This is a genomic window from Nocardioides sp. YIM 152588 (assembly GCF_040191335.1).
Lineage (GTDB): Bacteria > Actinomycetota > Actinomycetes > Propionibacteriales > Nocardioidaceae > Nocardioides.
Map to the genome: position 1 here is coordinate 1 of NZ_JBEGDJ010000063.1, position 24402 is coordinate 24402.

The 24402-nt window shown below is 74.2% G+C and carries 25 protein-coding genes; 5 read left to right on the forward strand and 20 right to left on the reverse strand.

Annotation, left to right across the window (positions count from 1 at the left end; genetic code table 11):
* Positions 1 to 72: 72 nt before the first annotated feature.
* From ABLM29_RS19765 to ABLM29_RS19805, 9 genes are all read right to left on the reverse strand, one after another.
* Complete coding sequence (locus ABLM29_RS19765) at positions 73 to 648, reverse strand: hypothetical protein (protein ID WP_349716268.1); 576 nt, start codon at positions 646 to 648, stop codon at positions 73 to 75.
* 96 nt (positions 649 to 744) lie between these two features.
* Positions 745 to 972 carry an SCO4848 family membrane protein gene (locus ABLM29_RS19770; RefSeq protein ID WP_349716269.1) on the reverse strand — a complete coding sequence of 76 codons (228 nt, stop codon included), beginning with the start codon at positions 970 to 972 and terminating at the stop codon, positions 745 to 747.
* Positions 973 to 1028: 56 nt separating this feature from the next.
* Positions 1029 to 2063, reverse strand: coding sequence for a YihY/virulence factor BrkB family protein (locus ABLM29_RS19775; RefSeq protein ID WP_349716270.1), 1035 nt, complete (start codon positions 2061 to 2063; stop codon positions 1029 to 1031).
* Between the two features lie 10 nt (positions 2064 to 2073).
* Positions 2074 to 2580 carry a 2'-5' RNA ligase family protein gene (locus ABLM29_RS19780; protein ID WP_349716271.1) on the reverse strand — a complete coding sequence of 169 codons (507 nt, stop codon included), beginning with the start codon at positions 2578 to 2580 and terminating at the stop codon, positions 2074 to 2076.
* Positions 2581 to 2590: 10 nt separating this feature from the next.
* Positions 2591 to 3682 carry a tryptophan--tRNA ligase gene (gene trpS, locus ABLM29_RS19785; RefSeq protein WP_349716272.1) on the reverse strand — a complete coding sequence of 364 codons (1092 nt, stop codon included), beginning with the start codon at positions 3680 to 3682 and terminating at the stop codon, positions 2591 to 2593.
* A gap of 80 nt (positions 3683 to 3762) precedes the next feature.
* Positions 3763 to 4998, reverse strand: coding sequence for an MFS transporter (locus tag ABLM29_RS19790; RefSeq protein WP_349716273.1), 1236 nt, complete (start codon positions 4996 to 4998; stop codon positions 3763 to 3765).
* Positions 4999 to 5180: 182 nt separating this feature from the next.
* Positions 5181 to 5564, reverse strand: a complete 384-nt coding sequence (locus ABLM29_RS19795) for a type II toxin-antitoxin system VapC family toxin (RefSeq protein WP_349716274.1) — start codon at positions 5562 to 5564, stop codon at positions 5181 to 5183.
* A complete protein-coding gene (locus ABLM29_RS19800; RefSeq protein WP_349716275.1) occupies positions 5561 to 5800 on the reverse strand; it encodes a type II toxin-antitoxin system Phd/YefM family antitoxin in 240 nt (79 codons plus the stop codon). The genes ABLM29_RS19795 and ABLM29_RS19800 overlap by 4 nt, the downstream gene beginning before the upstream one ends.
* Before the next feature lie 32 nt (positions 5801 to 5832).
* The gene (locus ABLM29_RS19805) at positions 5833 to 7077 is read right to left on the reverse strand and encodes a CaiB/BaiF CoA transferase family protein (RefSeq protein WP_349716276.1); all 1245 of its coding nucleotides are present in this window, start codon (positions 7075 to 7077) and stop codon (positions 5833 to 5835) included.
* A gap of 68 nt (positions 7078 to 7145) precedes the next feature.
* Between ABLM29_RS19805 and ABLM29_RS19810 the strand changes: the two genes are divergently transcribed.
* Positions 7146 to 7838 (forward strand): GntR family transcriptional regulator, encoded by a 693-nt coding sequence (locus tag ABLM29_RS19810; RefSeq protein WP_349716277.1) that lies wholly within the window; start codon positions 7146 to 7148, stop codon positions 7836 to 7838.
* A gap of 64 nt (positions 7839 to 7902) precedes the next feature.
* The gene (locus ABLM29_RS19815; protein WP_349716278.1) at positions 7903 to 8898 is read left to right on the forward strand and encodes a phosphotransferase family protein; all 996 of its coding nucleotides are present in this window, start codon (positions 7903 to 7905) and stop codon (positions 8896 to 8898) included.
* Between the two features lie 53 nt (positions 8899 to 8951).
* On the opposite strand, the gene ABLM29_RS19820 is transcribed toward ABLM29_RS19815, so the two are convergent.
* From ABLM29_RS19820 to ABLM29_RS19840, 5 genes are read right to left on the reverse strand one after another with little or no spacing between them, the layout of a single operon-like run.
* Entirely contained in the window at positions 8952 to 10187 is a 1236-nt protein-coding gene (locus tag ABLM29_RS19820) for an acyl-CoA dehydrogenase family protein (protein WP_349716279.1), read from the reverse strand.
* Positions 10184 to 10540, reverse strand: coding sequence for a DUF6285 domain-containing protein (locus tag ABLM29_RS19825; RefSeq protein WP_349716280.1), 357 nt, complete (start codon positions 10538 to 10540; stop codon positions 10184 to 10186). The genes ABLM29_RS19820 and ABLM29_RS19825 overlap by 4 nt, the downstream gene beginning before the upstream one ends.
* Entirely contained in the window at positions 10537 to 11181 is a 645-nt protein-coding gene (locus ABLM29_RS19830; RefSeq protein ID WP_349716281.1) for a carboxymuconolactone decarboxylase family protein, read from the reverse strand. The genes ABLM29_RS19825 and ABLM29_RS19830 overlap by 4 nt, the downstream gene beginning before the upstream one ends.
* 1 nt (position 11182) lies before the next feature.
* Positions 11183 to 11755 carry a VOC family protein gene (locus ABLM29_RS19835; RefSeq protein ID WP_349716282.1) on the reverse strand — a complete coding sequence of 191 codons (573 nt, stop codon included), beginning with the start codon at positions 11753 to 11755 and terminating at the stop codon, positions 11183 to 11185.
* Positions 11756 to 11795: 40 nt separating this feature from the next.
* The gene (locus tag ABLM29_RS19840; RefSeq protein WP_349716283.1) at positions 11796 to 12632 is read right to left on the reverse strand and encodes an SDR family oxidoreductase; all 837 of its coding nucleotides are present in this window, start codon (positions 12630 to 12632) and stop codon (positions 11796 to 11798) included.
* A 160-nt stretch (positions 12633 to 12792) separates the two neighbouring features.
* On the opposite strand from ABLM29_RS19840, the gene ABLM29_RS19845 reads away from it, so the two are divergent.
* Positions 12793 to 13737, forward strand: a complete 945-nt coding sequence (locus ABLM29_RS19845) for an acyl-CoA thioesterase (RefSeq protein ID WP_349716284.1) — start codon at positions 12793 to 12795, stop codon at positions 13735 to 13737.
* Between the two features lie 162 nt (positions 13738 to 13899).
* On the opposite strand, the gene ABLM29_RS19850 is transcribed toward ABLM29_RS19845, so the two are convergent.
* From ABLM29_RS19850 to ABLM29_RS19860, 3 genes are read right to left on the reverse strand one after another with little or no spacing between them, the layout of a single operon-like run.
* The gene (locus ABLM29_RS19850; RefSeq protein WP_349716285.1) at positions 13900 to 15447 is read right to left on the reverse strand and encodes a class I adenylate-forming enzyme family protein; all 1548 of its coding nucleotides are present in this window, start codon (positions 15445 to 15447) and stop codon (positions 13900 to 13902) included.
* Positions 15444 to 16448, reverse strand: coding sequence for an acyl-CoA dehydrogenase family protein (locus ABLM29_RS19855; protein WP_349716286.1), 1005 nt, complete (start codon positions 16446 to 16448; stop codon positions 15444 to 15446). The genes ABLM29_RS19850 and ABLM29_RS19855 overlap by 4 nt, the downstream gene beginning before the upstream one ends.
* Before the next feature lie 11 nt (positions 16449 to 16459).
* Positions 16460 to 17680, reverse strand: coding sequence for an acyl-CoA dehydrogenase family protein (locus tag ABLM29_RS19860; protein ID WP_349716287.1), 1221 nt, complete (start codon positions 17678 to 17680; stop codon positions 16460 to 16462).
* Positions 17681 to 17796: 116 nt separating this feature from the next.
* On the opposite strand from ABLM29_RS19860, the gene ABLM29_RS19865 reads away from it, so the two are divergent.
* Complete coding sequence (locus ABLM29_RS19865) at positions 17797 to 18456, forward strand: TetR/AcrR family transcriptional regulator (protein ID WP_349716288.1); 660 nt, start codon at positions 17797 to 17799, stop codon at positions 18454 to 18456.
* A gap of 168 nt (positions 18457 to 18624) precedes the next feature.
* Here the strand turns inward: ABLM29_RS19865 and ABLM29_RS19870 are convergent, their stop codons facing one another.
* A complete protein-coding gene (locus ABLM29_RS19870; RefSeq protein WP_349716289.1) occupies positions 18625 to 20247 on the reverse strand; it encodes a succinic semialdehyde dehydrogenase in 1623 nt (540 codons plus the stop codon).
* A complete protein-coding gene (locus ABLM29_RS19875; RefSeq protein ID WP_349716290.1) occupies positions 20244 to 21644 on the reverse strand; it encodes a cytochrome P450 in 1401 nt (466 codons plus the stop codon). The genes ABLM29_RS19870 and ABLM29_RS19875 overlap by 4 nt, the downstream gene beginning before the upstream one ends.
* Positions 21645 to 21780: 136 nt before the next feature.
* On the opposite strand from ABLM29_RS19875, the gene ABLM29_RS19880 reads away from it, so the two are divergent.
* Positions 21781 to 22392 (forward strand): TetR/AcrR family transcriptional regulator, encoded by a 612-nt coding sequence (locus ABLM29_RS19880; RefSeq protein ID WP_349716292.1) that lies wholly within the window; start codon positions 21781 to 21783, stop codon positions 22390 to 22392.
* A gap of 177 nt (positions 22393 to 22569) precedes the next feature.
* Here the strand turns inward: ABLM29_RS19880 and ABLM29_RS19885 are convergent.
* Positions 22570 to 24402: ATP-binding cassette domain-containing protein (locus tag ABLM29_RS19885; RefSeq protein WP_349716293.1), on the reverse strand; the 1833-nt coding region annotated here is incomplete at its 5' end.

Genomic DNA, 24402 nt, shown 5'->3' on the forward strand with positions numbered 1-24402 from the left:
CGTCGAGGGAGTAGAGCACCAGCACCGACCACGCGGCGCCCCAGGTGAAGTTGAAGGCCAGGATCACCAGGGTCAGCGTGCGCACCGCCGCGTGGCCCCACAGCCAGCGCACGCGCGCACCGTGGCCACGGCCCGGCGCGCGACGCCGTGGGCCTGGCGCCGTACCGGGACGCGGACGGCGCCGACGAGCCGCGGCAGCCACCGCGCGACCAGCTCGCCGACCAGGACCAGGATGGCCCGGTCCAGCCCGGCGGCGACCGCCACGGTGACGACGGCGACGAGCAGGTGCAGCAGCACCATCGCGGTCGGGTGGATCCCGCCCGAGCCGTGCGCATGCAGGGCGTGGGCGCCGGAGGGGGCCTCGGCCGACGCCACGGCCGGCTTCGTCATCAGGGTGAGGTGGCCTGCCGCCTGGACCGCCACGGCCACCACGGCCAGGCGCCGCAGGTCGACCACGCGGCGGCGGGTCATCGCCGTGCCGAGGGGCAGCGCGACCGCGAGGGCCACGAGTCCGGGCACCACCTCGACGGTGCCGCCGGAGGCGACGTGCGCGACCAGTGCGCCGAACGCCGCGACCACGCCCGCGGCGACGCCGCGGCCACCGAGGAGACGGCGCCGTGGCGCCGTCACGTCGGGGAGGTCGCCCATCGCTCGGCCTTCCAGGGGTGCGCGCTCACGGCGGAGCGCGGTCGGTCTTGCCCGCAGTCTAGGCGGCGGGGGTCGGCGGCACCCATCCGCGCCGTGTCAGGCGTCGCGCGCGCTCCGCAGCGCCTTCCAGCCGAGCGAGCCCAGGGCCGCGGCGATCGCCATGTTGACCACGATCAGCACCGAGTGCGCGACCCAGTAGCCGGTGGCGCGCTCCTCGCCGGCCTCGTAGGCGCCGTACAGGTTCTTGGCGAAGTTGCCGAAGCTGATCACGTTCCAGGTCGCGACGGCCAGGAGCAGGACGGCGTGCTTGCGCTCGAACTTCATGGGTACTTCCTCGGTTCTCGGATCAGGTGCTGCGATGTGCGGGGGGTGCGGGCGCCTCAACGACGGCGGCGTACGACGGCGACGACGGCCAGCATCGCGGCGGCACCGCCGGCGAACGGGCCCACCCAGCTCCGGTCCTCGGCCTCCAGCCCGCGCGGCGGGAGCTGGGGCCCGAGGACCATCTGGGAGTGGTCCACGTGCGTGCCGCGGGCCGACGGCGCGGTGTACGCCCAGGCGGCCGCGTAGAGCAGGACGCGGGAGACGTAGTTGATCCAGATCACCAGGATCAGCGCGATCCCGAACGCCTGGAAGGCCGGCGAGCTCGACGTCGACTGCAGCAGCCACGCCGAGATCTGCTTGAGCACCTCGAAGCCGATGCCGCCGAGGAAGGCGCCCGAGAGCAGCGCGCGCTGCGGGATGTCGGGGCGGGCCAGCAGCCGGAACATCGCGTAGAAGAGGAACGTGTTCACGGCGAGGCCGAAGACGACCGCGGTGAGGTTGAGCGCCCAGCCCAGGTCGCCGGCGAGGCCGACCCAGTCCAGGATCTGCTCGGACAGCCCCCGCAGCAGGCCGGAGAGGCCGACGCTGGCGATCAGCACCACGCCCAGCACCGAGAGCGTGATCAGGTCGCGCACCTTGCCGATCACGAAGCTCGGCTGGTCCCAGTTCGGGAGGTCGAACAGGACCAGCAGGGCGGAGCGGGTGTTGGAGAGCCAGCCGAGGCCGGAGTAGAGGACGACGAGGAGACCGATCGAGGCGATGCTCGGCGCCGCGCTGGAGATGGTGTCCAGCGAGATCTGCCCCTCGCCGGTGCCGATCAGGCCGGGGAAGATCGAGTTCAGAGCCGTGACCAGGTTGTCCTCCGCGTCGGGGAACCACCGCGCCACGTAGCCGACGACCGCGAAGGCCAGGGCCAGGATCGGGAAGAAGGAGATGAAGCCGAAGTAGGTGATGCCGCCGGCCTGGAGGTTGCCCTTGACCGCGCCGTAGTGCTGCACCGTGCGGATCACGTGGTCCAGCAGCGGTCCCTTGCGGCGGGCGGTGGCCAGCGTCTTGCGCGCCTTGGCCTGCTGGTCTGCGAGTGCCGTCATCCGTACCGGCTCAGAGCGCGAACGTGCTCCTCACCTTCCACCCCGCTTCCCCCTCGTGGACGTACAGGTGGAAATCCTTCACCTCGAAGGCGCAGTCGAAACCCGAGAGATCCTCGAACGCCCGGTCGAGGTCGTCGTCGCCGAGGTGATGGGCCACGGTGACGTGCGGGTGGTAGGGGAAGTCGAGGTCCACGGCGAGCGGTCCCCGCCGTACGGCGGCAGCGAGCTGCTCGCACCGGGAGATCCCTTCCACGAGCCCGACGAAGACGACCGGCGAGACCGGCCGGAACGTCCCCGTGCCGCGCAGGTGCACCAGGAACGGCTCCACCTCCGCGGCCGCCCCCTTCAGGTGCGTCTCGATCACGTCGAGGTCGCGGATCGGCAGGTCCGTGGGCGGGATCAGCGTGATGTGGGTCGGCACCCCGGACGCGGTGGGGTCGCCGATGGCGCGGCGGTACTCCTCGAGCCGGGCGGCCCAGGGCTCGGGGATGGCGATCGCCACGCCGATGGTGAGCATCAGCCGCTCGTCACCGACCCGCCGACGGTGCCGGGGCGGCAGGAGCCACGAAGCCGATCCGCTGGTAGACGTCGCGCAGCGTGGCCTCGGCCACCGCGCCCGCGGTCTCCGCGCCCTGCGCGAGGACCTCGGTCAGGTAGGCCTGGTCGTCGAGGAGCTCCAGGGTGCGGTCCCGGAACGGCGTCACGAAGCCGACCACGACCTCGGCGAGGTCCTTCTTGAGGTCGCCGTACATCTTGCCGGCGTACTGCTCCTCCAGGGCCGGGACCGGCTCGCCGGTGAGCGCCGAGTAGATCGTGAGCAGGTTGCTCACCCCGGGCTTCTCCTCCAGGTCGAACCGGATCTCCGAGCCGGAGTCGGTCACCGCCGAGCGGATCTTCTTCGCCGTGCGGTTGGGCTCCTCGAGCATCTCGATCAGGCCCATCGGACCGGAGCTCGACTTCGACATCTTCTTGGTCGGCTCCTGCAGGTCGTACAGCTTCGCCGTCGCCTTGAGGATGTAGGGCTCCGGCACCCGGAAGGTCTTCTTGAACCGGCCGTTGAAGCGCTGCGCGAGGTCGCGGGTCAGCTCCAGGTGCTGGCGCTGGTCCTCACCGACCGGCACGTAGTGCGGCCGGTAGAGCAGGATGTCGGCGGCCATCAGGACCGGGTAGGCGAAGAGGCCGACGCTCGCCGCGCCCTCGCCGCCCTTCGCGGTCTTGTCCTTGAACTGGGTCATCCGGCGGGCCTCGCCGAAGCCGGTCAGGCCGTTGAGCACCCACGCCAGCTGGGCGTGGGCGGGCACGTGGCTCTGCACGAAGATCGCGGACCTGGCCGGGTCGACACCGGCGGCGAGCAGCTGCGCCGCGCCACGCAGGGTCCGCTCGCGCAGCAGCTTCGGGTCCCAGTCGACGGTGATCGCGTGCTGGTCGGCGATGAAGAAGAAGGGCTGGTGGTCGCGCTGCAGGTCCACCCACTGCCGGACCGCTCCCACGTAGTTGCCGAGGTGGAAGGAGTCGGCGGTCGGCTGGATCCCGGAGAGCACGCGCGGACGCGGGCCCGCCTCGGGAACCGCCGGCGGCGCCGTCTCCGGCGCGGGCTGCTGGGCGGTGGTCGCGGACATGGCGACGATTCTCGCAGGAAAGTGCGATCGGGAATCAAACGGGTCGGCGAGGGATGAGACCGTTTCCACGCCGCGGCCCGTCAGGCGGGGGCGCCGCGCCGGTGCAGGGTCGCCGACCAGAGCAGGATCCCGACCCCGAGGACCGCCAGCGCGGCGCCGACGAGTGCCGGGGCGCGGTAGCCGAAGCCGGCCGCGATGACCACGCCGCCGGCCCAGGCGCCGAGGGCGTTGGCGACGTTCAGCGCGGCGTGGTTCATCGCCGCGCCGAGCGTGACCGCGTTGCCGGCGACGTCCATCAGCCGCAGCTGGAGGTTGACCACCAGCACCGACCCGGTGGCGGTGACCAGGAACGCGACCGGCCACAGCCACCACCCGTGCGGGGCGGCGAAGAAGTAGACGACCAGCACCACGCCGCAGGCGATCCCGCCGCCGAGCAGGCTGCCGAAGACCGAGATCCCGGCGAGCTCGCCGGCCAGCCAGGTGCCCGCGACCATGCCGAGGCCGAGGGCGAGCACGAAGAGCGGGACGGTGCCGCGCCCCAGCCCGCCGACCTCGGTGACGGTCGGGGCGATGTAGGAGTAGACCGCGAACAGGCCGCCGAACCCGACCGCGCCGGCGGCCATGGTCAGCCAGACCTGGGCGTTGCCGAAGAACTCCCGGGCCTCCCTGCGACCGCTCGTCTCCGGGTTGCCCGGCATCGCCGGCACCGCGGCCAGCACCGCCGCCACCGTGAGCAGCGCCAGCCCGGCGGCGGCCAGGTAGGTGGCCCGCCAGCCCAGGTTCTGCCCCAGCCACGTCGCCGCGGGCACGCCCACCACGTTGGCGACGGAGAGCCCGAGCATCACCGCCGCCACGGCGCGGCCCCGCTTGCCCGGCGCCACCAGCCCCGCCGCGACCAGGCTGGCGACCCCGAAGTAGGCGCCGTGCGGCAGCCCGTCGAGGAACCGCGCCACGGTCAGCACCGCGAACGTCGGCGCCACGGCGCTGAGCAGGTTGAAGGCGGCGTACGCGCCCATCAGGCCGACCAGCATCGCCCGGCGCGGCAGCTTCGCCCCGAAGAACGCGAGGATCGGTACGCCGACGACGACGCCGAGCGCGTAGGCGGAGATCGCGTGCCCGGCGGTGGGCACCGAGACGCCCAGCCCGCCCGCGATGTCGGGCAGCACGCCCATCGTCACGAACTCGGTGGTGCCGATCGTGAAGCCACCGACCGCGAGGGCGAGGATCGCGATCGCGGCGCGGTCGGGGCTGGTGGGGGCGGTGCGGGTGGGAGCGGTCCGCGCGGGGTCGGTCGAGGCCGTGTCGGTCGTCGTCATCGGGCGGCCAGCGGGGTGGCCGGGTGCGCGGGCGGGGTCATGTGAGGTGGCAACCGGTGATCGCGGCGGCTCATTCCGGGTGTTGCCCGAATCACCTGTCGAGCCGACGGCATTGGCGTGGGTCGTGTGCCCGAGAATCCCGCAAGGCGGTTTCTGGGGCACACGACCCTGTCGCGGTGCGCTCAGGTGCGGGCGTCGACGGCCTCGGACCAGGCGCCCAGGATCTTCGCGTCGGCGGTGACCAGGAGCAGACGCTCAGCGCGGGCCTGGGCGACCAGCACCGAGTCGAACGGGTCGCGGTGGGCGAGCCCGGCGCCCTGGCTTCCGAGGGCGTGGTCGACCGTCACGGGCAGCTCCCGGAGGCCGCTCGCCGCGACGGCCCCGGTGAGGTCGTCCGGCAGCTCGATCTTGCCGAGGGAGGACTTGATCGCGAGCTCCCAGGCGCTGGCGGCGGACCACCACGCCTGCGGGGCGCCGGCAACGAGGCCACGGGCGGCCTCCCCGAGCCGCGGGCTGTCCTGGAGCACCCAGAGCACGACGTGGGTGTCGAGCAGCACGCCCCTCATGCCGGGCCGATGAGGCCGAAGAGGGCGTCGATCGCCTCGTCCGGTTCGTCGAAGGTCGCGTCGTCGTAGGAGAGCCCGTCGGCGAGGGTGCCGAACACGATGTCCGCGCGGACGTGCGGCACGAGGTCGGCGATCGGCTTGCCGGCGCGCGCGATCGTGACCGTCTCCCCGGCCTCCACCCGCTCGAGCAGGCGCGACAAGTGCGTCTTCGCCTCGTGGATGTTGACGGTCGACATGCGACCATCCTAGCGGACTTAGTCCAGTCGGACTAGGTCGTCGCCGAGGCGTCCGGCGCACCCGCCGCGGGGCCACCGACCGGTTCCGCGATCGTGCCCGCGGCGAGCAGCGCGGCGTAGTCCAGCCCCGCCCGGGCGACGGCGTCGGCGAGCACGGTCCGGGTGTCGGCGCCGAGCGGCGGGCCGGGCCGCGGCACCGGCGGCCTCGACCGGGAGAACTTGGGCACCAGACCGGCGCTGGGCACCTCGTGGCCGGCGGCGTTGGTCAGGTGCAGCACCATCTCGCGGGCCCGGTAGTGCGGGTCGGCCAGCATGTCGGCGGCGGTGAAGATCCGCCCGGCCGGCACCCCGGCGCCGGCCAGCGCCGCCAGCAGGTCCTCGGCGTCGTACGTCGCCGTCCAGGCGCCGATCAGGGCGTCGAGGTCGCGGGCGTGGGCGCCGCGGGCCTGGTGGTCGGCGAACCGGGGGTCGCCGGCGAGCTCGGCGCGACCCATCGCCGCCGCCAGCCGCGCGAAGACGGCGTCGGCGTTGGCGGCGAGGATCACGCCGGACCCGTCGGCGGTCGGGTACACGTTGGAGGGCGCGACGCCGGGCAGCACCGAGCCGGACCGCCCCCGGGTGATCCCGGCGAGCGCGTGGTCGGCCATCGTCGACTCCATCAGCGCCGCGACCGCCTCGTAGATCGCGACGTCGACCTCCTGGCCGCGGCCGCTGGCGTGGCGCTCGTTGAGGGCGGCGAGCGTGCCGATCACCGCGAACAGCGCGGCCAGCGAGTCGCCGAGGCTGATCCCGGCGCGGGCCGGCGGCCGGTCGGGCTCGCCGGTCGTGTGCCGGACGCCGCCCATCGCCTCGCCGATGCTGCCGAACCCGGCGTCCCCGGCCCGGGGCCCGGTCTGGCCGAACCCGCTGACGTGCACCGTCACCAGCCCGGGGTTGGTGCGGGCCAGCGTGGCGTGGTCCAGCCCCCACCGCTCGAGCAGCCCGGGGCGGAAGTTCTCCAGGACCACGTCGACCTCGTCGGCCAGCGCGCGGAGCACCGCGCGGCCCTCCTCGCCGTGCAGGTCGAGCGCGAGGGAGCGCTTGCCGCGGGCGATGGTCGGCCACCACAGGCTCTCGCCGTCGCGGGTGTGCCCCCAGGTCCGCATCGCGTCGCCGCGCCCGGGCGGCTCGACCTTGACCACCTCCGCGCCGTAGTCGGCGAGGAGCTGGCCCGCGAACGGGCCCGCGATGAAGCTGCCGAGCTCGAGCACCCGGATGCCGGCGAGGGGGCCACTCATGGCCGGATTGTATGCAATCTGGGCCGCCGGGGGCCAGGGTGCCGGTGGCCGCGGGCTATCCTCGTCGGGTGCCCGAGCCGTCTTCCCGCGCGTCCGCCCGGTCGGCGTACCAGCAGATCCGGACCGCGATCGTCGAGGGTCGCTACGAGCCCGGCGCGCGGCTGGTCGAGCAGCGGATCGCCGAGGAGTTCTCGCTCTCCCGCACCCCGGTCCGGGAGGCGCTGCGCACCCTCGATGCCGAGGGCCTGGTGCGGATCGAGCCGCACCGCGGCGCGACCGTCCGGACCGTCGAGGCCGAGGACGTGGCCGACCTGTACGCGCTGCGCGCCCGGCTGGAGGGGTACGCCGCCGAGCTGGCCGCGGAGCGGCACACCGCCGAGGACCTGGGGGTGGTCGACGCCGGCATCGCGGCGTTCGGGGCGGCGCTGACGGCCGGCCCCACCGACCCGCTCGAGCGGACCCGGGCCCTGGACGCCGCCAACGCCGAGATACACCTCGGCATCGCCGCGGCCGCCCGCCACCGCCCCCTGCAGCAGTTGCTGCTGCGCACGGTCGACGCCGCCCTGGTGTTCCGCTCCTTCCGCGGCTTCAGCCCCGAGCAGTCGCGCCAGTCCCACGAGTTCCACCGGCTGATCCGGGACGCCGTCGCCGCCCGCGAGCCCGCCCGCGCCGGGGCCCTGATGGCCGAGCACATCCTGCAGGGGCGCGACGCGCTGCTGGCGGGACTGCGCACCGATCCGCGGGGTAGGCCACCGGCGTGACCCCGTGTCACCACGACGGTCTCCGTGCTGCGCACCTCGGCCATCACTGCATACAATCCCGGTCATGTCAGCCAACGCGGCCGTCTCCCCACCCGCCGGCGCACCCGCGGACCTGGTCGCCGCGCTCGACACCGCCGCTCCCGGGGCCGCGAACGGCGTCCGCGACGCCGTCCGGCTCCCGGCGGGGGCGTCGCGCGAGACCTGGCTGCTCCCCCGCGACGGTGCGCCCGCGCTGGTGCTCCGGCTGAACACCCCCGGCTCCCTGGACGCGCCGGCGCTGCTGCGCGAGGCGGCCCTGATGGAGGCGGCCGGGCGGCACGGCGTACCGAGCCCGGAGGTGCTGGCCCACGGCACCGGCCCGGGTCCGCTGGCCGCCGGGTACGTGCTGATGAGCCACGTCGCCGGCGAGTCCGTGCCGCAGCGGATCCTGCGCGACCCGGCGCTGGCCGGGTTCCGCGCCCGCTTCGCCGCCGAGGCCGGCGGCATCCTGGCCCGCCTGCACGCGATCGACCCGGCCGCGCTCACCGGGGCGGCCGCGGACCTGCCGTCCGACGACCAGCTCGACGCGTGGACCGCGATCCTCGACGCCGAGCCCGAGCCGCACCCGATCCTGGCCCACGTCGCCGCCTGGCTCCGGCGCCACCGGCCCGCGCCGGTCTCACCGCGCCTCGTGCACGGCGACTTCCGGCTCGGCAACGTGCTGGTCGCCCCCGACGGCGTGACCGCGGTGCTCGACTGGGAGCTGGCCCACCTCGGCGACCCCGTCGAGGACCTGGCCTGGCTGACGATCCGGGCCTGGCGCTTCGGCCACGCCGGCGAGGTGGCCGGCTGCGGGGAGGTCGCCGACCTGGTCGCCGCCTACCGGGCCGCCGGCGGAGGCGCGGTGGAGGCCGACCGGCTGCGCTGGTGGCAGGTGATGGGCTGCTTCCGGTGGGGCGTGATCTGCCTGCACCAGGTCGGCCGGCACCTGGGCGGCGCGGAGCGGTCCGTCGAGCTGGCCGCGATCGGCCGCCGCGTCGCCGAGGCCGAGTACGACGCGATGCTGCTGCTCACCGCCTGAGCACCCGCCCCGCCTGGCCGCCCGCCCCCGGACCGGGCGGCCAGGCGCGCGGCTCACCGGTCGCCGAAGTCCCACTCCCGCCCGGCGTCGTACCCCCGCAGCAGGCGCGTGGCCACCGACTGGATGTGCACCTCGTCGGGGCCGTCGTAGAACCGGGCCAGGCGCGCGGCCCGGTACATCCGGCTCAGCGGGGTGTCGTCGGTGAGCCCCTCGGCGCCGTAGACCTGGAGCGCGCGGTCCACCACGTCGTGCAGCACCCGGGCCCCGGCCACCTTGAGCGCGCCGATCTCGACCCGGGCCTGGTCGCCGGCGTCCATCCGGCGGGCGGCCGCCAGGGTCATCAGCCGCGCGGACTGGATCTCGGTCCAGGAGTCGAAGACGTGCTGCTGCATCAGCTGCTTGTCGGCCAGCCGGGAGCCGTGGGCCTCGCGCTGGTTGAGCCGGTGGCACATCAGGTCGAAGGCCCGCTGCGCCTGCCCGAGCCAGCGCATCGCGTGGAAGATCCGCCCCGGCCCGAGCCGCTCCTGCGCGATCCGGAACCCGGCCCCGCGCGGGCCGAGCGTGTTGGCCAGCGGCACCCGCAGGTCCTCGTAGGCGACCTCGCAGTGGTCGGAGGCCATCCCCAGTACCGGGGTGTCGCGGACGATCCGGTACCCGGGGTCGTCGGTGGGCACGATGATCAGCGAGAAGCTCTCGTGCACCGGGGCGTCGGTCTCGGTGCGCACCATCACGGTGGTGTAGCGGGCGTGCTGGGCGCCGGTGGTGAACCACTTGCGGCCGTTGATCACCCACGCATCGCCGTCCACCACGGCCGAGGTCCGCAGCCGCGTCGGGTCCGACCCGGCGATCCCGGGCTCGGTCATCGCGAAGCTGGGCCAGAACTCGGCCTCGACGATCGGGCGCAGGTACTTCTCCCGCCACTCCTCGCTGGCGTACCGGTCCAGCATCAGCGAGTCCTGGAGCGTGAAGGTGCCCAGCGCCACCTGGCCGAACTCGCTGCGCCCCTGCACCTCGTTGACGTGCACGTAGTCGAGGAACGGCAGCCCGCCGCCGCCGAGGTGCTCGGGGTGGCCGATCGCCCACAGCCCGGCCTCCCGCGCCTGCCGCTGCAGCCGCCCCATCAGCACGTCGGCCTCCGGCCCGCCCTCGTGCAGGACCGGCTCGGCCGGCTCCACCAGGTCGACCACGAACTCCTTGACCCGGGCGCGGAGCGCGCGCACCCGGTCCGGTACGTCGTCCGGCCCCTGCGCCGGCCCGCCGGTGGTCCGCGCGTTCATGTCGGTGCTCATCTCTCCTCCAGGTAGCGGGGGTTGCTGACGGCGACCTTGGCCCGCGCCCACGCGGCGAGGGCGGCGTTGACCGCCGGGTACCGCGGGTCGGCCTCGTCCAGGCCGGCGACCAGCTCGGCGAGCTCGGCGTTGTCGGCGACGCCGAGCTGGGCCAGTCGGGCGCGGTGGGCCGCGGCGTCGTCGTCGGCGGCGGCCAGCTGCCGCTCCACCAGCGCGACGACGTTGCTCGCCACCCGGCGGTGCAGCCGGTCCCGGTCGCCGTCGGCCGGGCGGTCGAGGTGCTCGCGGACCGCGGCGAGCAGCTCCGCCGGGTCGGGCCGGTCGTGGGCGGCCCGGGGGTCGGCGTGGCTCACCGCTGCCCCGAGATCGCCGCGCCGACGTCGTACGCGCCGCCGCCCTCGGGGGCCGCCACCTCGACGATCGGCTCGGGCCGGTCGTCGAACTCGGTGCGCAGCGCGCGGCTCATCACGGCGTGCATCTCGTACAGCGCCGTGATGTAGGTCAGCTCGAGCACCTCTTCGTCGGAGAGGTGCCGGCGCAGCGCGTCGAAGACCTCGTCGGCGACCCGGCCGCCGTCGTGCACGAGCGCGTCGGTGTAGGCCAGGACCGCCCGCTCGACCTCGTCGAAGTGCGGCGAGACCTGCCATCCGGCGACCGCCTCGACCTTCTCGTCGGGGACCCCGAGGGCGCGCAGCGCCTTGCAGTGCTGGGAGAAGACGAACTGGCTGCCGCGCGCCCAGCCGGCGCGGGTCTGGCCCAGCTCGCGCAGGACGGGGTCGAGCAGCCGCCGCTCGGAGCGGTACAGCACGAACCCCTGCACCGCGTGCTTGAGCACGTCCGGCACCAGCGCGAAGACGGTCCACCAGTCCCCCGGCGTACCGGTGTCGGTGCCGGGCTCGGCGACCGGGTCGCGGTCCCCGAAGAGCAGGTCGTACATCGAGGTCACGATCTCGGCCTCGGCCTCCGCGCGCGGGACCTGGCGCAGCCGCGGCACCTCAGGCCTCCGCCGGGACGACGCGGGCCGTGCGGTCGGCGGCGGTGCGGGGCTCGTGCCGCGCCTCGTCGGGCCCGATCTCGCGGGTCCAGGCGGCGAGCTCCAGCAGGATCCCGTCGGGGTCGAGGAAGTAGAGGGAGCGGATGAAGACGCCGGGGTGCATCTTCGCGGCGACGCCCCAGGGGCTGTCGTCGTGGTTGAGGATGAAGCCGGTGCGGACGCCGGCCGCGTCGAGGCGCTCCTTGTAGTCCTCGAACCGGTCCTCGGGGATCGTGAAGGCGACGTGGTTCATGGAGCCGACGGCGGAGGTGATCTCGCCGTACCCCGGCATGTCGGCCGCCGAGGAGACGCCCGGTACCGGGTCGGGGGCGTCGGGGAACCAGAAGAACGCCAGGTAGGAGCCGGGGCTGACCTCGAAGAAGAAGTGCTGGCCGCCGCCGTCCGGGAGCTCCAGGGTCTTCACCAGCGGCAGGCCGAGCAGGCCGGAGTAGAAGTCCACCGTGCGCCGCATGTCGGAGCAGACCAGTGCGAGGTGGCAGAAGCCGTCGATCTGGAACGGGGTCTCGTCGGTCATGGCGGGCCTCTCGGGTCGGTGGCTGGTCGGGTCGCGTGGTTCAGCGGGCGTTGCGCCGGGCGCGTTCCTCGTAGGCTGCCCGGGCTGCGGGGTCCGCCTGGGCCAGCACGTTCCCGGACTCGCCGACCTTGCCGAGCGCGTCCTGCAGCACCCGGGGCGAGGCGCCGATCGCCTTCATCAGCCCCTGGGTCCAGCGCGGCACCCACACCTCGGCGCGCGGTCTGCGGATGACCCCCTCGATGATCGCCGCCACGTCGTCGGCGGTGACGCTGGGCACGCCCTTGAGCGCGGGGATGCCCGAGGAGAGCTCGGTCTGCACCACGCTGGGCAGGATCATCGAGACGTCGAGGCCGTGCGGCCCCAGCTCGGCGCGGATCGCCTCGGTGAAGCCGACCACCGCGTGCTTCGAGGCGGAGTACGTCGCGCCGTCGGCGACCGCCATCCGCCCGACCGCCGAGGCGACGTTGACGATGTGGCCGTGGCCGCGCTCGACCATGCCGGGCGCGACCGCCTTGGTGCCGTTGATCGGGCCCAGCGTGTTGACGTCGAAGATCGCCCGGGTGACCTCGTCGGCCTCCTTGAGGATCGACCCGAGCGGCATGATCCCCGCGTTGTTGACCAGGACGTCCCAGGGACCGAGGTGACCGGTCGCCTCGAGGAACTCGCGCCAGGAGGCCGGCTCCGTGACGTCGAGCCGGGCGGCGGCGACCCGGTCGCCGAACGGGGCGATCGCGTCGGCGGCCAGGTCCGGGTCGAGGTCGCCGACGGCGACGGAGGCGCCGGCGCGGGCGAGGCGCTCGACGGTGGCGCGGCCGATGCCCCGCGCCCCGCCGGTCACGATGATGGACAGGCCGGCGATCTCACGAGACTCGGACACTTCGGCACCTCGACGCTCGTCTGACAGGAATCCCTGTCAGTCTTCGCACCCCGCGCAGAGTGTGTCAAGGGTCACACCACGACCCGTCGGCAGAAGTGCCGATATCTTGCGTGCCGTGACCCGCGGCCCCGACGCCGCTCCGGCACGTAGGTTGTGGCGCGTGACCTCCGCAGATTCCGGCGCCGCCCCCGCCCCGGCCGACGAGGGTGCCTGGACCACCCCGATGTCCGAGCTGCTCGAGCTGCTCGACCTCGCCCCGGCTCCCGACACCACCCACGGCCAGGACGTCTTCGCCGCCGAGCACGCGCGCACCAGCGTGCACACCGGCCACGTCTTCGGCGGTCTCGTCGCCGCCCAGGCGCTGGTCGCGGCGGCGCGCACCGTCGAGGGCTCCGGGACGGACCGGCCGCCCCACTCGCTGCACGCCTACTTCCTGAGAGCCGGCGACGCCCGGCGCCCGCTGCGGATGGAGGTGGCACGGCTGCGCGACGGCCGCTCCATCAGCCACCGCCGGGTGAGCGCCGTCCAGGACGGCGCGGTCATCATGGAGCTCACCTGCTCCTTCGCCACCGCCCAGCAGGGCGGCCGCCACCAGGTGACCGGCCCCACGGCTCCCGCACCGCACTCCCTGCGCGCCGACCACCACGTGCTGACCGAGGTGCTGCCGGGGCGCCACGCGTTCACCTCCTACGGCACGTCGCTCGACGCGTTCGAGCTGCGCACCGTCGGTCTCGGCCCCCACTGGTTCTCGACGCCGGCGCCGGCGGAGGAGCCGACGCTGATCTGGAAGCGGCCCGGCGCGACCGTGCCCGACGACCCGGTGCTGCACGCCGCTGCGCTCACCTACGCCAGCGACATGCGGATCCTGCACACGGCGCTGCGCCCGCACGCCCGGAGCGCGTACGACAGCAGCGTCTCCCCCGCGACCCTCGACCACGCCCTGTGGTTCCACCGCCCCTTCGACGTGAACTCCTGGACGCTGTGGCGCCTGGACTCGCCCTGGGCCGCCGACGGGCGGACCCTGACCCGGGCGCAGGTGCACCTGAGCGACGGGACGCTGGTGGCGAGCGCGGCGCAGGAGGGGTTGGTGCGGTTCCGGGGGTGAGGCGCCGGCGTCGGAATCACCGGTCGACCGGTGATTCGGTCACTTGACAGGCGTTGCATTGCCTGCCAAGTGACCGAAACCCCTGTCCCGCGTGACATCTGAGGAGCCTGAGGCACACGACCGGCCACTCCCCACACGGGCAACGATCTCCTCGCGAGCCCGTCAGCCCCGCACGAGCGCCCGCACCGCCTTCCGGTCGGTCTTGCCGACGCTGGTCAGCGGCACCGCCTCGACGATGCGCACCTCGCGCGGGTACTTGTACTTCGCCAGCCGCGCCTTCGCGAACTCCACCAGCTCCTCCGGCTCCGCGGCGTGGCCGGGGTGCAGCGCCACCACCGCGACCACCTCCTCGCCCTTGGCCTCGTCCGGTACGCCGACCACCGCCGCCCCGGCCACCGCCTCGTGCTCCAGCAGGGCGTCCTCCACGTCGCGGGGGAAGACGTTGAAGCCACCGCGGATGATCAGGTCCTTCACCCGGTCCACGATGTAGAGGTAGCCGTCCTCGTCGAAGCGGCCCACGTCACCGGTGTGCAGCCAGCCGTCGACCACCGTGCGCGCGGTCTGCTCGGGGTCGTTCCAGTAGCCGAGCATGATCCCGTCGCCCCGCAGGCAGATCTCGCCCTCCTCGCCGGTCGGCACGGGGTTGCCGAGCGGGTCCAGGATCGCCACCTCGTGCTGCGGCAGCGGCTTGCCGACGCTGCCCGGGCGGTTCTCCTCGACCGACGGCGGCGTCGAGATCACCGCGCTGGACTCGGTGCACCCGTAGCCCTCGAGCAGCGTGATGCCCAGCCCGCGCTCGGCCTCCTCGCGGATCGCCGGCAGCAGCGGGGCCGCCCCGGAGCCGCAGGAGGTGAGCGAGCTGAGGTCGTAGTCGGCGTAGGGCAGCGCCAGGATCATCTGCAGCATCGACGGCACCACGGAGCTGGACTCGATCTTGTACTCCTGGACCAGCTCGAGCCAGTTCTGGGCGTCGAACCAGCGCTGCATGAAGGAGGCGATCTGCCGGTCCGTGTGCAGCCCCGCGATCGTCACGATCAGGCCGAAGGCGTGCGAGAGCGGCAGCGGCAGCAGCGTGCGCGTGGCGTCGATCGACCGGGCGATCGCCTCGACGCCCCGGCCGGACTCCCACAGGCCGTGGTGGCTGAGCATCACGCCCTTGGCCCGGCCGGTGGTGCCTCCGGTGTAGAGCAGCGCGGCCAGGTCCTGGTCCGCGCGCGGCTCGATCGGCGCCGGGTCGGCGGTCTCCAGGTCGGCGTACGGGATCGCGTTCTCGACGCCCTCGGGCACGTCCCCGACCACGATCAGCTGCAGGTCCAGCCCCTGCGCGGCGGACGCGGCGAGCGGCACCAGCAGGTCGCTGACGATCACCGCCTTGGCCCCGGAGTCCTCCAGGATGTGGTGCAGCTCGGGCTCGGTCTGCAGGAAGATCACTGGGGTCACCACGGCGCCGGCCCGCCAGATCGCCTGGTAGCTGACGAAGACCTCGGGCGTGTTCATCATCAGCACCACGACGCGGTCGCCCGGCTCGATCCCGATCCTGCGCAGGCCGCCGGCGACCCGCGCGGCCCGGTCGTGGATCTCACCCGTGGTGTGCCAGGCGCCCTCGAACCACAGCGTGTCGAAGTCACCGACCCGTTCGTAGTACTCCTCCGCGAGCCTGGCCAGGTTGTGCTTGCCGGTCTCCGCGGCACCCGCGGCCGCGGCGCTCATCGGGCCACCTCCGTCCCGGCCGCGGCCGAGAGCGCGATCAGCGCCACCTCGTCGAGCGCCTCGACGTCGTCGCCGAGCAGGAACCGGTCCACCTTGGCGCGCCGCCAGTACAGGTGGGCGTCGTGCTCCCAGGTGAAGCCGATCCCGCCGTGCACCTGGACGAGCGTCTCGGCGGCCAGCTCCAGGGCGGACGCGGCCGCCGCCTTCGCCGCCGCGGAGGCCAGTGGCAGCTCGTCGGGCGCCTGGTCGGCCGCCCAGGCCGCCCACCAGACCAGGGACCGCAGCTGCTCGACCTCCACGTAGACGTCGACCAGCGCGTGCTTGACCGCCTGGTAGGAGCCGATCGGGCGACCGAAGGCGTGCCGCTCCTTGGCGTAGGCCACGCCGATCTCCAGCGCCCGCGCCGCGGCGCCGAGGCCCTCCGCGGCCAGGACCACGCGGCCGACCCGCTCGGCGTGGGTCCAGCGCTCCGCGGCTCCGTCCGCGACGGCAGCGACCACCTCGCCCTCCTCCAGTACGACGTCCGCCAGTCCCCGCGTCGGGTCGACCGGCGTGCGGCGGGTGACGCCGCCCCGGGCGAGCACCACGTCGTCGCCGCGCCGGGCCAGGAAGACCTCGGCGCCGGCGGCGTCCAGGACCGGGCCGCCGTCGCTCACCGCGACCGCCAGGCTGCCGTCGGCGAGCGCGGCCAGCCGGTCGGCGTCGCCCTCGAGCAGCACCGCCGCCCGGCCGAAGGTGACCAGGGAGGGGCCGGCCAGGACCCGGCCGGCCTGCTCGGCGACGACGGCCAGGTCGAGGACCGAACCGCCGCCACCGCCCGCCTCCTCCGGAACGGTGATCGCGGCGAACCCGCTCTTGGCCAGCTCGGTGCGGCCGGGCCCGATCGCGGCGTCCGGGTCGTCCAGCGCGGCGCGGGCCGCGGCGGGCGAGGCGGAGCCGGCCAGGAAGTCGCGCGCGGCCGCGGCGAGGTCGCGCTGCTCGTCACTCAGGTCGAAGTACATCGCTGTCCCCCTCAGGCGCCCGCTGCCGCGAGCTCTCGGAACGTCTTGTCCTTGTCGGCGCGCGGCTCCGGCGGGAGGCCCAGCACCCGCTCGCCGATGATGTTGCGCAGCACCTCGTTGGTCCCGCCGGCGATCGCCATGCCGGGCAGCCCGGCCTGCAGCATCTGCCAGCCGGCGTTGCCCGCGGCGTCGGCGGCGTAGACCGCGTCGTCCCCGAGCAGCCGCACCGCGAGGTCGGCCAGCTCCCGGGCGGCGCGGGTGCCGGCGAGCTTGCCGGCGGAGGCCTCGGGGCCGGGGAAGGTGCCCCGCGACAGCGCCGTGAGCAGCCGGTAGCCGGTGTAGCGCGCGCCGAGCGTGGCGACGTAGGAGCGCGCGAAGTCCTGACGGACCAGCGCCTGCCGGACCTCGGCGAGCGCGCCGATCCGGGACGCGACGTGCTCGGCGACCTTCTCGACGTTGGCGCCGATGTCGCTGCCGCCGCCGCCGAGGGTGAGCCGCTCGCTCATCAGCGTGGTCAGCGCGACGCGCCAGCCGTCCCCGACGTCGCCGAGCCTCTCGGAGTCGCGGATCACCACGTCGTCGAAGAACACCTCGTTGAACTCGGCGCCGCCGGTCATCTGCCGCAGCGGCCGCGCGGTGACGCCGGGGGCCTTCATGTCGACCACGAACATCGTCAGCCCGCGGTGCTTGGCCACGTCCGGGTCGGTGCGGGTGAGCAGGATCCCGTAGTCGGAGAGGTGGGCCAGGGTGGTCCAGACCTTCTGCCCGGTGACGTGCCAGTCGCCCTGCTCGTCCTGGACCGCGCGGGTGCGCAGCGCGGCGAGGTCGCTGCCGGAGGCCGGCTCGCTGAACAGCTGGCACCACACGTCGTCGCCGCGCAGCAGCCGCCGGAGGTACCGGTCCTTCTGGTCGTCGCTGCCGTGCCCGATCACGGTCGGTCCGCACATGCCGATGCCGATCAGGTTGATCAGCGCGGGGATGCCGGCGCGGGCCACCTCCTGGTCGATGATCGCCTGCTGCATCGGCGTACCGCCCCGGCCGCCGGCCTCGACCGGCCAGGTCACGCCGACGTAGCCGGCGTCGTACAGCAGCGCCTGCCGGCGGCGCGAGACCTCGTTGTCGAAGGCCCGCCCCTCCTCGGCGCGGTCGCCCAGCTCGGCCTTGTGCTCGGCGAGGAAGGCACGCACCTCGGCCCGCCAGGCCGCCTCGTCGGGGGTGTCGTCGAAATCCATCCTGGTCCTTCCTCGCAGGGTGTGAGCCACGCCACATCGGCGACCTCAGGGTGGCATGAAACTTTTCGGCACTCAAGCATGGAAATGCACCGAGGCTCGCGGTTGGATGGACCGTCATGACCGCCCCCGAGCCCGCTGCCGACACCGGATCGACGACCGGTCCGCGGCGCGCGCGACGGACCCAGGCGGAGCGGCGGGCGGCGACCCGCGGAGCGCTGCTCGACGCGACCATCGACGTGCTGGTCGACCGCGGGTACGCCGGCCTGACCACGGTCGCGGTCTGCGAGCGCGCCGGGGTGACCCGCGGAGCGCAGGCCCACTACTTCGCCACCAAGGCCGAGCTCGTGGTCGAGGCGCTCAGCCACCTCACCGACCGGCTGGTGGCCGACCTGGCGGCCAAGCCGCTCGGCGCGCCGGACGGGGGCGAGGGCGGTCCGCGGGCGCAGTACGCGGTGCTGGTCGACCGGCTCTGGGAGATCTTCAGCGGCCCGGTCTCCTTCGCCCAGCTCGAGTTGCTCACCGCCGCCCGCACCGACGACGACCTGCGCCGCCACCTCACCCGCTTCGAGCGGGCGGTGATGACGACGCTCGGCGACGGCGCGCGGCAGGCCGCGCCGCACCTGGTCGACCGGCCCGAGTTCGGCGCCGCGATGGCGACCACCATCGCCACCATCCGGGGGCTGCGGATGATGCGGGCCGTCGCCAGTGAGCGGACCGTGCGGCGGCACTGGTCCGAGGCGCGGGAGCAGTTGCTGGCGGGGTTGCCGGAGGTCTGAGGGGCCGGCGCTGCAGGAATCACCGGTTGACCGGTGATTCCTGCGCTTGTCACCCGTTGCAACGGGTGACAAGCGCACGAAGTCCCTGTCCGGCGTGACCGGAGTGAAGCCAGAGGCACACGACCCCGGCGCCCGAGCCACCCGCCAGCGCACCCGCCAGCGCACCCGTCAGCGCACCCGGAGCCGCCGCAGCAGCCGCAGCTGCCCGTTGCCCATCCCGACGAACCTCTCCAGCGCCATCCCCGGCGGTGGCCCGACGGGGCCGATCCGGGACGCGGCGATGGTCTGGGACTCCGTGTACTTGCGGATCCCCTCCGGCCCGTGGCGGCGCCCCAGCCCGCTGTCGCCCATCCCGCCCATCCCGGCCTCGATGGAGCCGGCGGCCAGCGCGGCGCCGTCGTTGATGTTGACCGAGCCCGCCCGGATCCGCCGCGCCAGCTGGTCGGCGCCGGCGAGATCGCGACTGAAGACCGACGCCGACAGCCCCGCCGACCCCTGGTTGGCGATCCGCAGCGCCTCCTCGTCCCCCGAGGACCGGTAGAGCGCGACCACCGGCCCGAAGGTCTCCCCCAGGCACAGGTCCATCTCCTCGGTGACGCCCTCCAGCACGGTCGGGGCGTAGCAGTACGGGCCGATGTCCGGCCGCGCCCGACCGCCGGCCAGCACGGTCGCCCCCTTCGCCACCGCGTCCGCCACGTGGGCCGTCACCTTCTCCAGCTGCGCCTCGGACGCCAGCGACCCGACGTCGCAGCCGAAGTCGAAGGCCTGCCCCAGCCTCTGCCCGCTGGTGTGGGCCAGCAGCCGCTCGCGGAACTCCTCGTAGACGGCGCCGTCCACGACCACCCGCTCGATGTGGATGCACATCTGCCCGGTGTTGGCGAACGCCGCGGCGACGGTGCCGCGCGCGGCGACGTCCAGGTCGGCGTCGGCGCGCACGATCAGCGGGTTCTTCCCGCCCAGCTCCAGCGAGGCGCCGATCAGCCGCCGCGCCGCCCGCTCGGCCACCGCCCGGCCCGTCGCGGTGGAGCCGGTGAAGGAGACGTAGTCGACGTGGTCCACCAGTGCCTCGCCGATCGGCGCGCCGGGGCCGGCGACCACCTGCCACACGTGCTCGGGCAGACCCGCCTCGGCCATCAGCGCCCGGGTCCACAGCAGCGTCAGCGGCGTCTGCGGGTCGGCCTTGCCGACCAGCGTGTTGCCCGCGAGCAGCGCCGGGATCGCGTCGCCGACGCCGAGGTAGAGCGGGTAGTTCCACGGCGAGATGATCCCGACCACGCCCTTCGGCATCCGCACCTCGCGCACCGACGTCAACCCCGGCATCGCGCCGCGCACCTTGCGGTCGGCCAGGTACGACGCGCCGCGCCGCGCGTAGTGGCGGGCCAGGTTGGCGACCTGGAGCACCTCCTGCCAGGCGTGGAAGCGGGCCTTGCCCATCTCCCACTGGATCAGGTCCATCACCTCGTCCTGCCGCTCGACGAGCAGGTCGTGGAAGCGCAGGACGACCGCGGCGCGCTCGTCGAAGGGCAGCTCCGCCCAGGCCGGCTGCGCGCCCCGCGCCAGGTCGACCGCCGCGGCCACGTCCGCCGGGACGCCGGCCGGGACCGGCGCGGTCGGGCGGGCGTCGTACGGGGCCGTGGCGGTGAGGGCTCCGTCGCCGCCGGAGGCGGGCACGGCCACCCAGCGGGTCAGCGAGGCGAGGCGGTGGTCGGTGAACCAGGAGGGGCGGAATCCGGACCCGTCGGACGTGGCGGACGTGGCGGCCCCCGGGGCGGTCGACTCGGCGAGCGTCATCGCGCACCCCCCGTCGGAGCCGTGCGGACCAGGTCGAGCGGCTGGCCGTCCTTGGGGAACGGCAGCGAGTGGTTGTCGAGCGGGACGACGTACCCCGGCGGGACGCTCCACCGGTACTCGCGCAGCATCCGGAGCATGATCGCCTTGATCTCCATCCCGGCGAAGTAGAGGCCGATGCACTTGTGCACGCCGCCGCCGAACGGCTCCCAGGCGTAGCGGTGGGACTTGTCCTCGCGCCGCCGCGGCCCGAAGCGCTCGGGGTCGAAGACGAAGGGGTTGGTCCAGTACTCCTCCATCAGGTGCGACCACTGCACGCAGACCATGGCGTCGGTGCCGGCGGGGATCCGGACGCCCTGCACGACGGTGTCCTTGACCGTGTGCCGCGACAGCATCGGCACGGGCGCCCGCAGGCGCAGCGCCTCCCGCATCACCAGGTCGATGCTCTCCAGCCCCTCCAGCTCGGCCAGCGTCGGCTCGGGTCCCAGCGCGAGGGCCTCGGCGCGGCACCGCTCCTGCCACTCGGGGTGCTGCCCGAGGTACTGCAGCATCGTCGAGGTGGTGATGGTGGAGGTGTCGTGGGCCGCCATCATCAGGAAGATCATGTGGTTGACGACGTCGTCGTCGGAGAACCGGTCGCCGTCCTCGGTCTCGATGTGGCACAGCACGGAGAAGATGTCGTCGGTCCGCTCGGCGCGCTTGGCCGGCAGGTAGTGGCGCAGGAACTCCTCCAGCACCCTGCGACCGCGGAAGGCGCGCCCCCACCGGGTCAGCGGCACGTCCGCGCGCACGATCCCCGCGGCGGCCTGGACGCAGGCGATGAACGCGCGGTTGACCCGGTCCATCTCGGCGCGGGTGTGGTCGGCAGCGCCGCCCATGAAGATGTCCGCGGCGATGTCGAGGGTGAGCTGCTTCAGGCGCGGGTACGCCGGGAAGGCGGCGTCGCTCCCCCACTCGTCCATGCCGCGGGCGATCGCCGGGTGCATCGCCTCGGCGTAGGACTCCAGCCGGGTCCGGGTGAACGCCTCCTGCATGATCCGCCGGTGGCCGTGGTGCTCCTCGAAGTCCATCAGCATCAGGCCGCGGGTGAAGAACGGCCCGACGATCTGACCCCAGGCCGGCCCGTTGGCGAAGGCCTTGTCGCGGTTGGTCAGCGCCTCCTCACAGGCGTCGGGGCCGAGCAGCATGACGGCGTCGGTGGTGAAGGCGTTGAACGGCGCCACCGGGCCGTAGGTCTCCCACTGGTGCCGCATCAGCGCCACCGGGTCCTTGGCGTAGTCGAAGATGCGGCCGAAGACCGGGAGCCCCCGGTCGCCGGGATCCAGGGCCGGGATCGGGCGCGCGGCCCGGGGCCCCTCTCCGCGCCGCTGCCGGGTTCGCTCGGCGGTGACCTGACTCATCGCGCCTCCTCGGGCGTCGTCAACTGTGACGTACGTCATAGGCGAGCATGATTCTGAAAGGGGACCCTGTCAACCTTCCTCCCCGGCGCCTCTCGGCCTCCCCGTGCGGGGCGGCGCGGCGTGAGAGGGTGGGGTCATGGCCGTGCAGTCCGGTGTCTACCGCGGGGTGAGCGCCGAGGACCGCGCCTCGGAGCGCCGCGCCCGGCTGCTCGCGGCCACGCTGGAGGTGTGGGCGGACCCGGAGCAGCGCACCACGATGACCGCCGTGTGCAGCGCGGCCGGGCTCACCGAGCGCTACTTCTACGAGAGCTTCCGCAGCCTCGACGACGCGCTGCGCGCCGTCCTCGACTCCGTCGCCACCGAGATCGAGGAGGTCACCCAGGCCGCCGCCGAAGCCGCCGGGCAGGACCCCGTCAGCCAGGCCACCGCGGTCCTCGAGGCCTTCGTGCGGTTCCTCACCGACGACCCGCGCAAGGGCCGGGTCGCGGTGATCGAGGCCGGCGCGATGCCCGCGCTCCGCGCCCGCCGCACCGAGATCCTGCGCGACTTCGGGCACCGCTCCGCCGTCGACGCCCGCGACCGCCTCGGCCTGCCGCACCGCAGCGCGCACGAGGAGGAGATCGCCGGCCTGCTGTTCATCGGCGGCATGGCCGAGCTCGTCACCGCGTGGCTGGACGGGGCGCTGGAGGCCACCCCCGAGGAGATCGTCGCCACGGCGGGCAAGAGCCTGCTGGCCCTCTACGCCTGACCGGCGCGCCGGCCGCGGGTGGGTGGGTACGGCTCGGGCGGGGGTCGTGTGCCTGAGACCCCGGTATGGCGATGCCTCAGGCACACGACCCGACCCCACCGGGGCCCAACCACGGCCAGCGAGCCTCGTGTGCCCGACACCCCCACATAGCGATGCCTCAGGCACACGACCCAGACGTCAGCCCGCCAGGTGCCCCCACCGCTCGGCGAGCTGCGCCCACGGGCCGACGGCGGCGATCCCGCCGTCCACGAGCACGACGACCCGGTCCGCCTGGGCCAGCGCCGCGCGCTTGGAGGTGGCGCCGATGACGGTGGTGTCGCGGGACCGCAGCGCGGACCACAGCTCGATCTCGGTGGCGGCGTCCAGCGCGCTGGAGACGTCGTCGGCGAGCAGCAGCTCGGCGTCGGCCGCCAGCGCCCGGGCCAGGGCGAGCCGCTGGACCTGGCCACCGGAGAGCCGCACGCCGCGGTGCCCGACCAGCGCCTTCGGGCCACCGGCCGCCGCGACGTCCTCGCCGAGGCGGGCGTCGGCGACCGGCTGGTCGAAGGCCCGGTCGTGCCCGAGCTGCACGTTGTCGGAGAACGAGCCCGACAGCACCCGCGGGACCTGCGCGACGTGGCCGACCTGGCCGGGCTTGAGGAAGACCTCGGGGTCGGAGACGTCCTCGCCGTTCCAGCGCACCGCGCCGCGGTGGTCGATCAGCCCCGCGAGCGCCGCGAGCAGGCTCGACTTGCCGGAGCCGACCTGGCCGACCAGCAGCACCAGCTCGCCGCGCTCGACCGCGAGGTCGACCGACTCGACGCCGATCGTGCCGTCGTCGTGGACCGCGGAGAACCCGGCCAGCTCGAGCCGGTCGAGCCGGACCCGCCTCACCGGGTCCGGGTCCGGGGCCTCGCCGGTGACCAGGTCGATGCCCTCGGGCAGCGTGGTCAGGTCGCGCCCACCGGCGAACCGGCTGGTCGCACGCTGCCAGGCCCGGGTGCCGGGCGCCTCGGTGACGACGGCGCCGGAGACCCGGCCGAACCAGTCGAAGCCGCTGACCGCGGTGGCCACCAGCAGCGCCGTGGCCAGCCCCCACACGTCCGCCAGGTACAGGGCCCAGGCGGCGACCACGCCGACCTGGACCATCACGATCGGCACGCCGTCCAGGCACGCCTGGACCCGGTGCTCGAAGACCGCGGCCTCGACCCGGCCGCCGTCGACGCGGCGCAGGTGCGCACGCACCTGCGGGGTCCGGCCGGCCAGCTTCACGGTGCGCGCCGACTCCACCGCGGAGACCACGGCCCGCCCGAACGAGGCCCGGGCCGCCGAGGAGCGCGAGGCCGAGCGGCCGGCGATCGGCCGGCCCAGCGTCGCGGCGAGGGCGCTCGCGAGCATCACCGCGAGCAGGATGCCACCGGCCAGCCAGGTGCCGCCGACGACCATGGTGATCAGCGCGATCAGCAGTCCGTTGACGAAGTCGACCCAGCGGTCGGCGTACCGGGCGTAGCGGTCGGCGTCCATCGTGCGGGCGACCACCTCGCCCGGCGGCGTGCGCGGCAGGCGACGGGTACGGATCTGGCCGAGCAGCACCGTCATCCGGACCCGCAGCATGACCTCGATCCACCAGCGCGGGTAGCGCCGGAAGGCGTCGGCCAGGAACAGGGGCGCGGAGAGCAGGGCGACCACCAGCAGCACGGTCAGCAGCAGCGTCGACTCACCGGCGGCGAGCCGCTCGACGACGTGGCCCCACAGGAAGCCGGTGATCACACCCAGCGGCGCCATCACCGACCCGCCCAGGAAGAGCAGGATCGACCAGGCGCCCCACCACGGCCGGATCCACAGCGCGTGCCAGATGCCACGGGTCAGCGACGGACCGGAGCCGACCTCGGGCCGCTCCGGCGGGGCGCCGACGCGGCGCCGGGCACCGACGCCCGCCGCCGGCTCCGCCCGCTCGTGCGGTACGGCGGCGGCCGCCTCACACGGGCAGGCGGAGCGGCGGCTCACAGGTCGGCGACGACGACGTCGAGC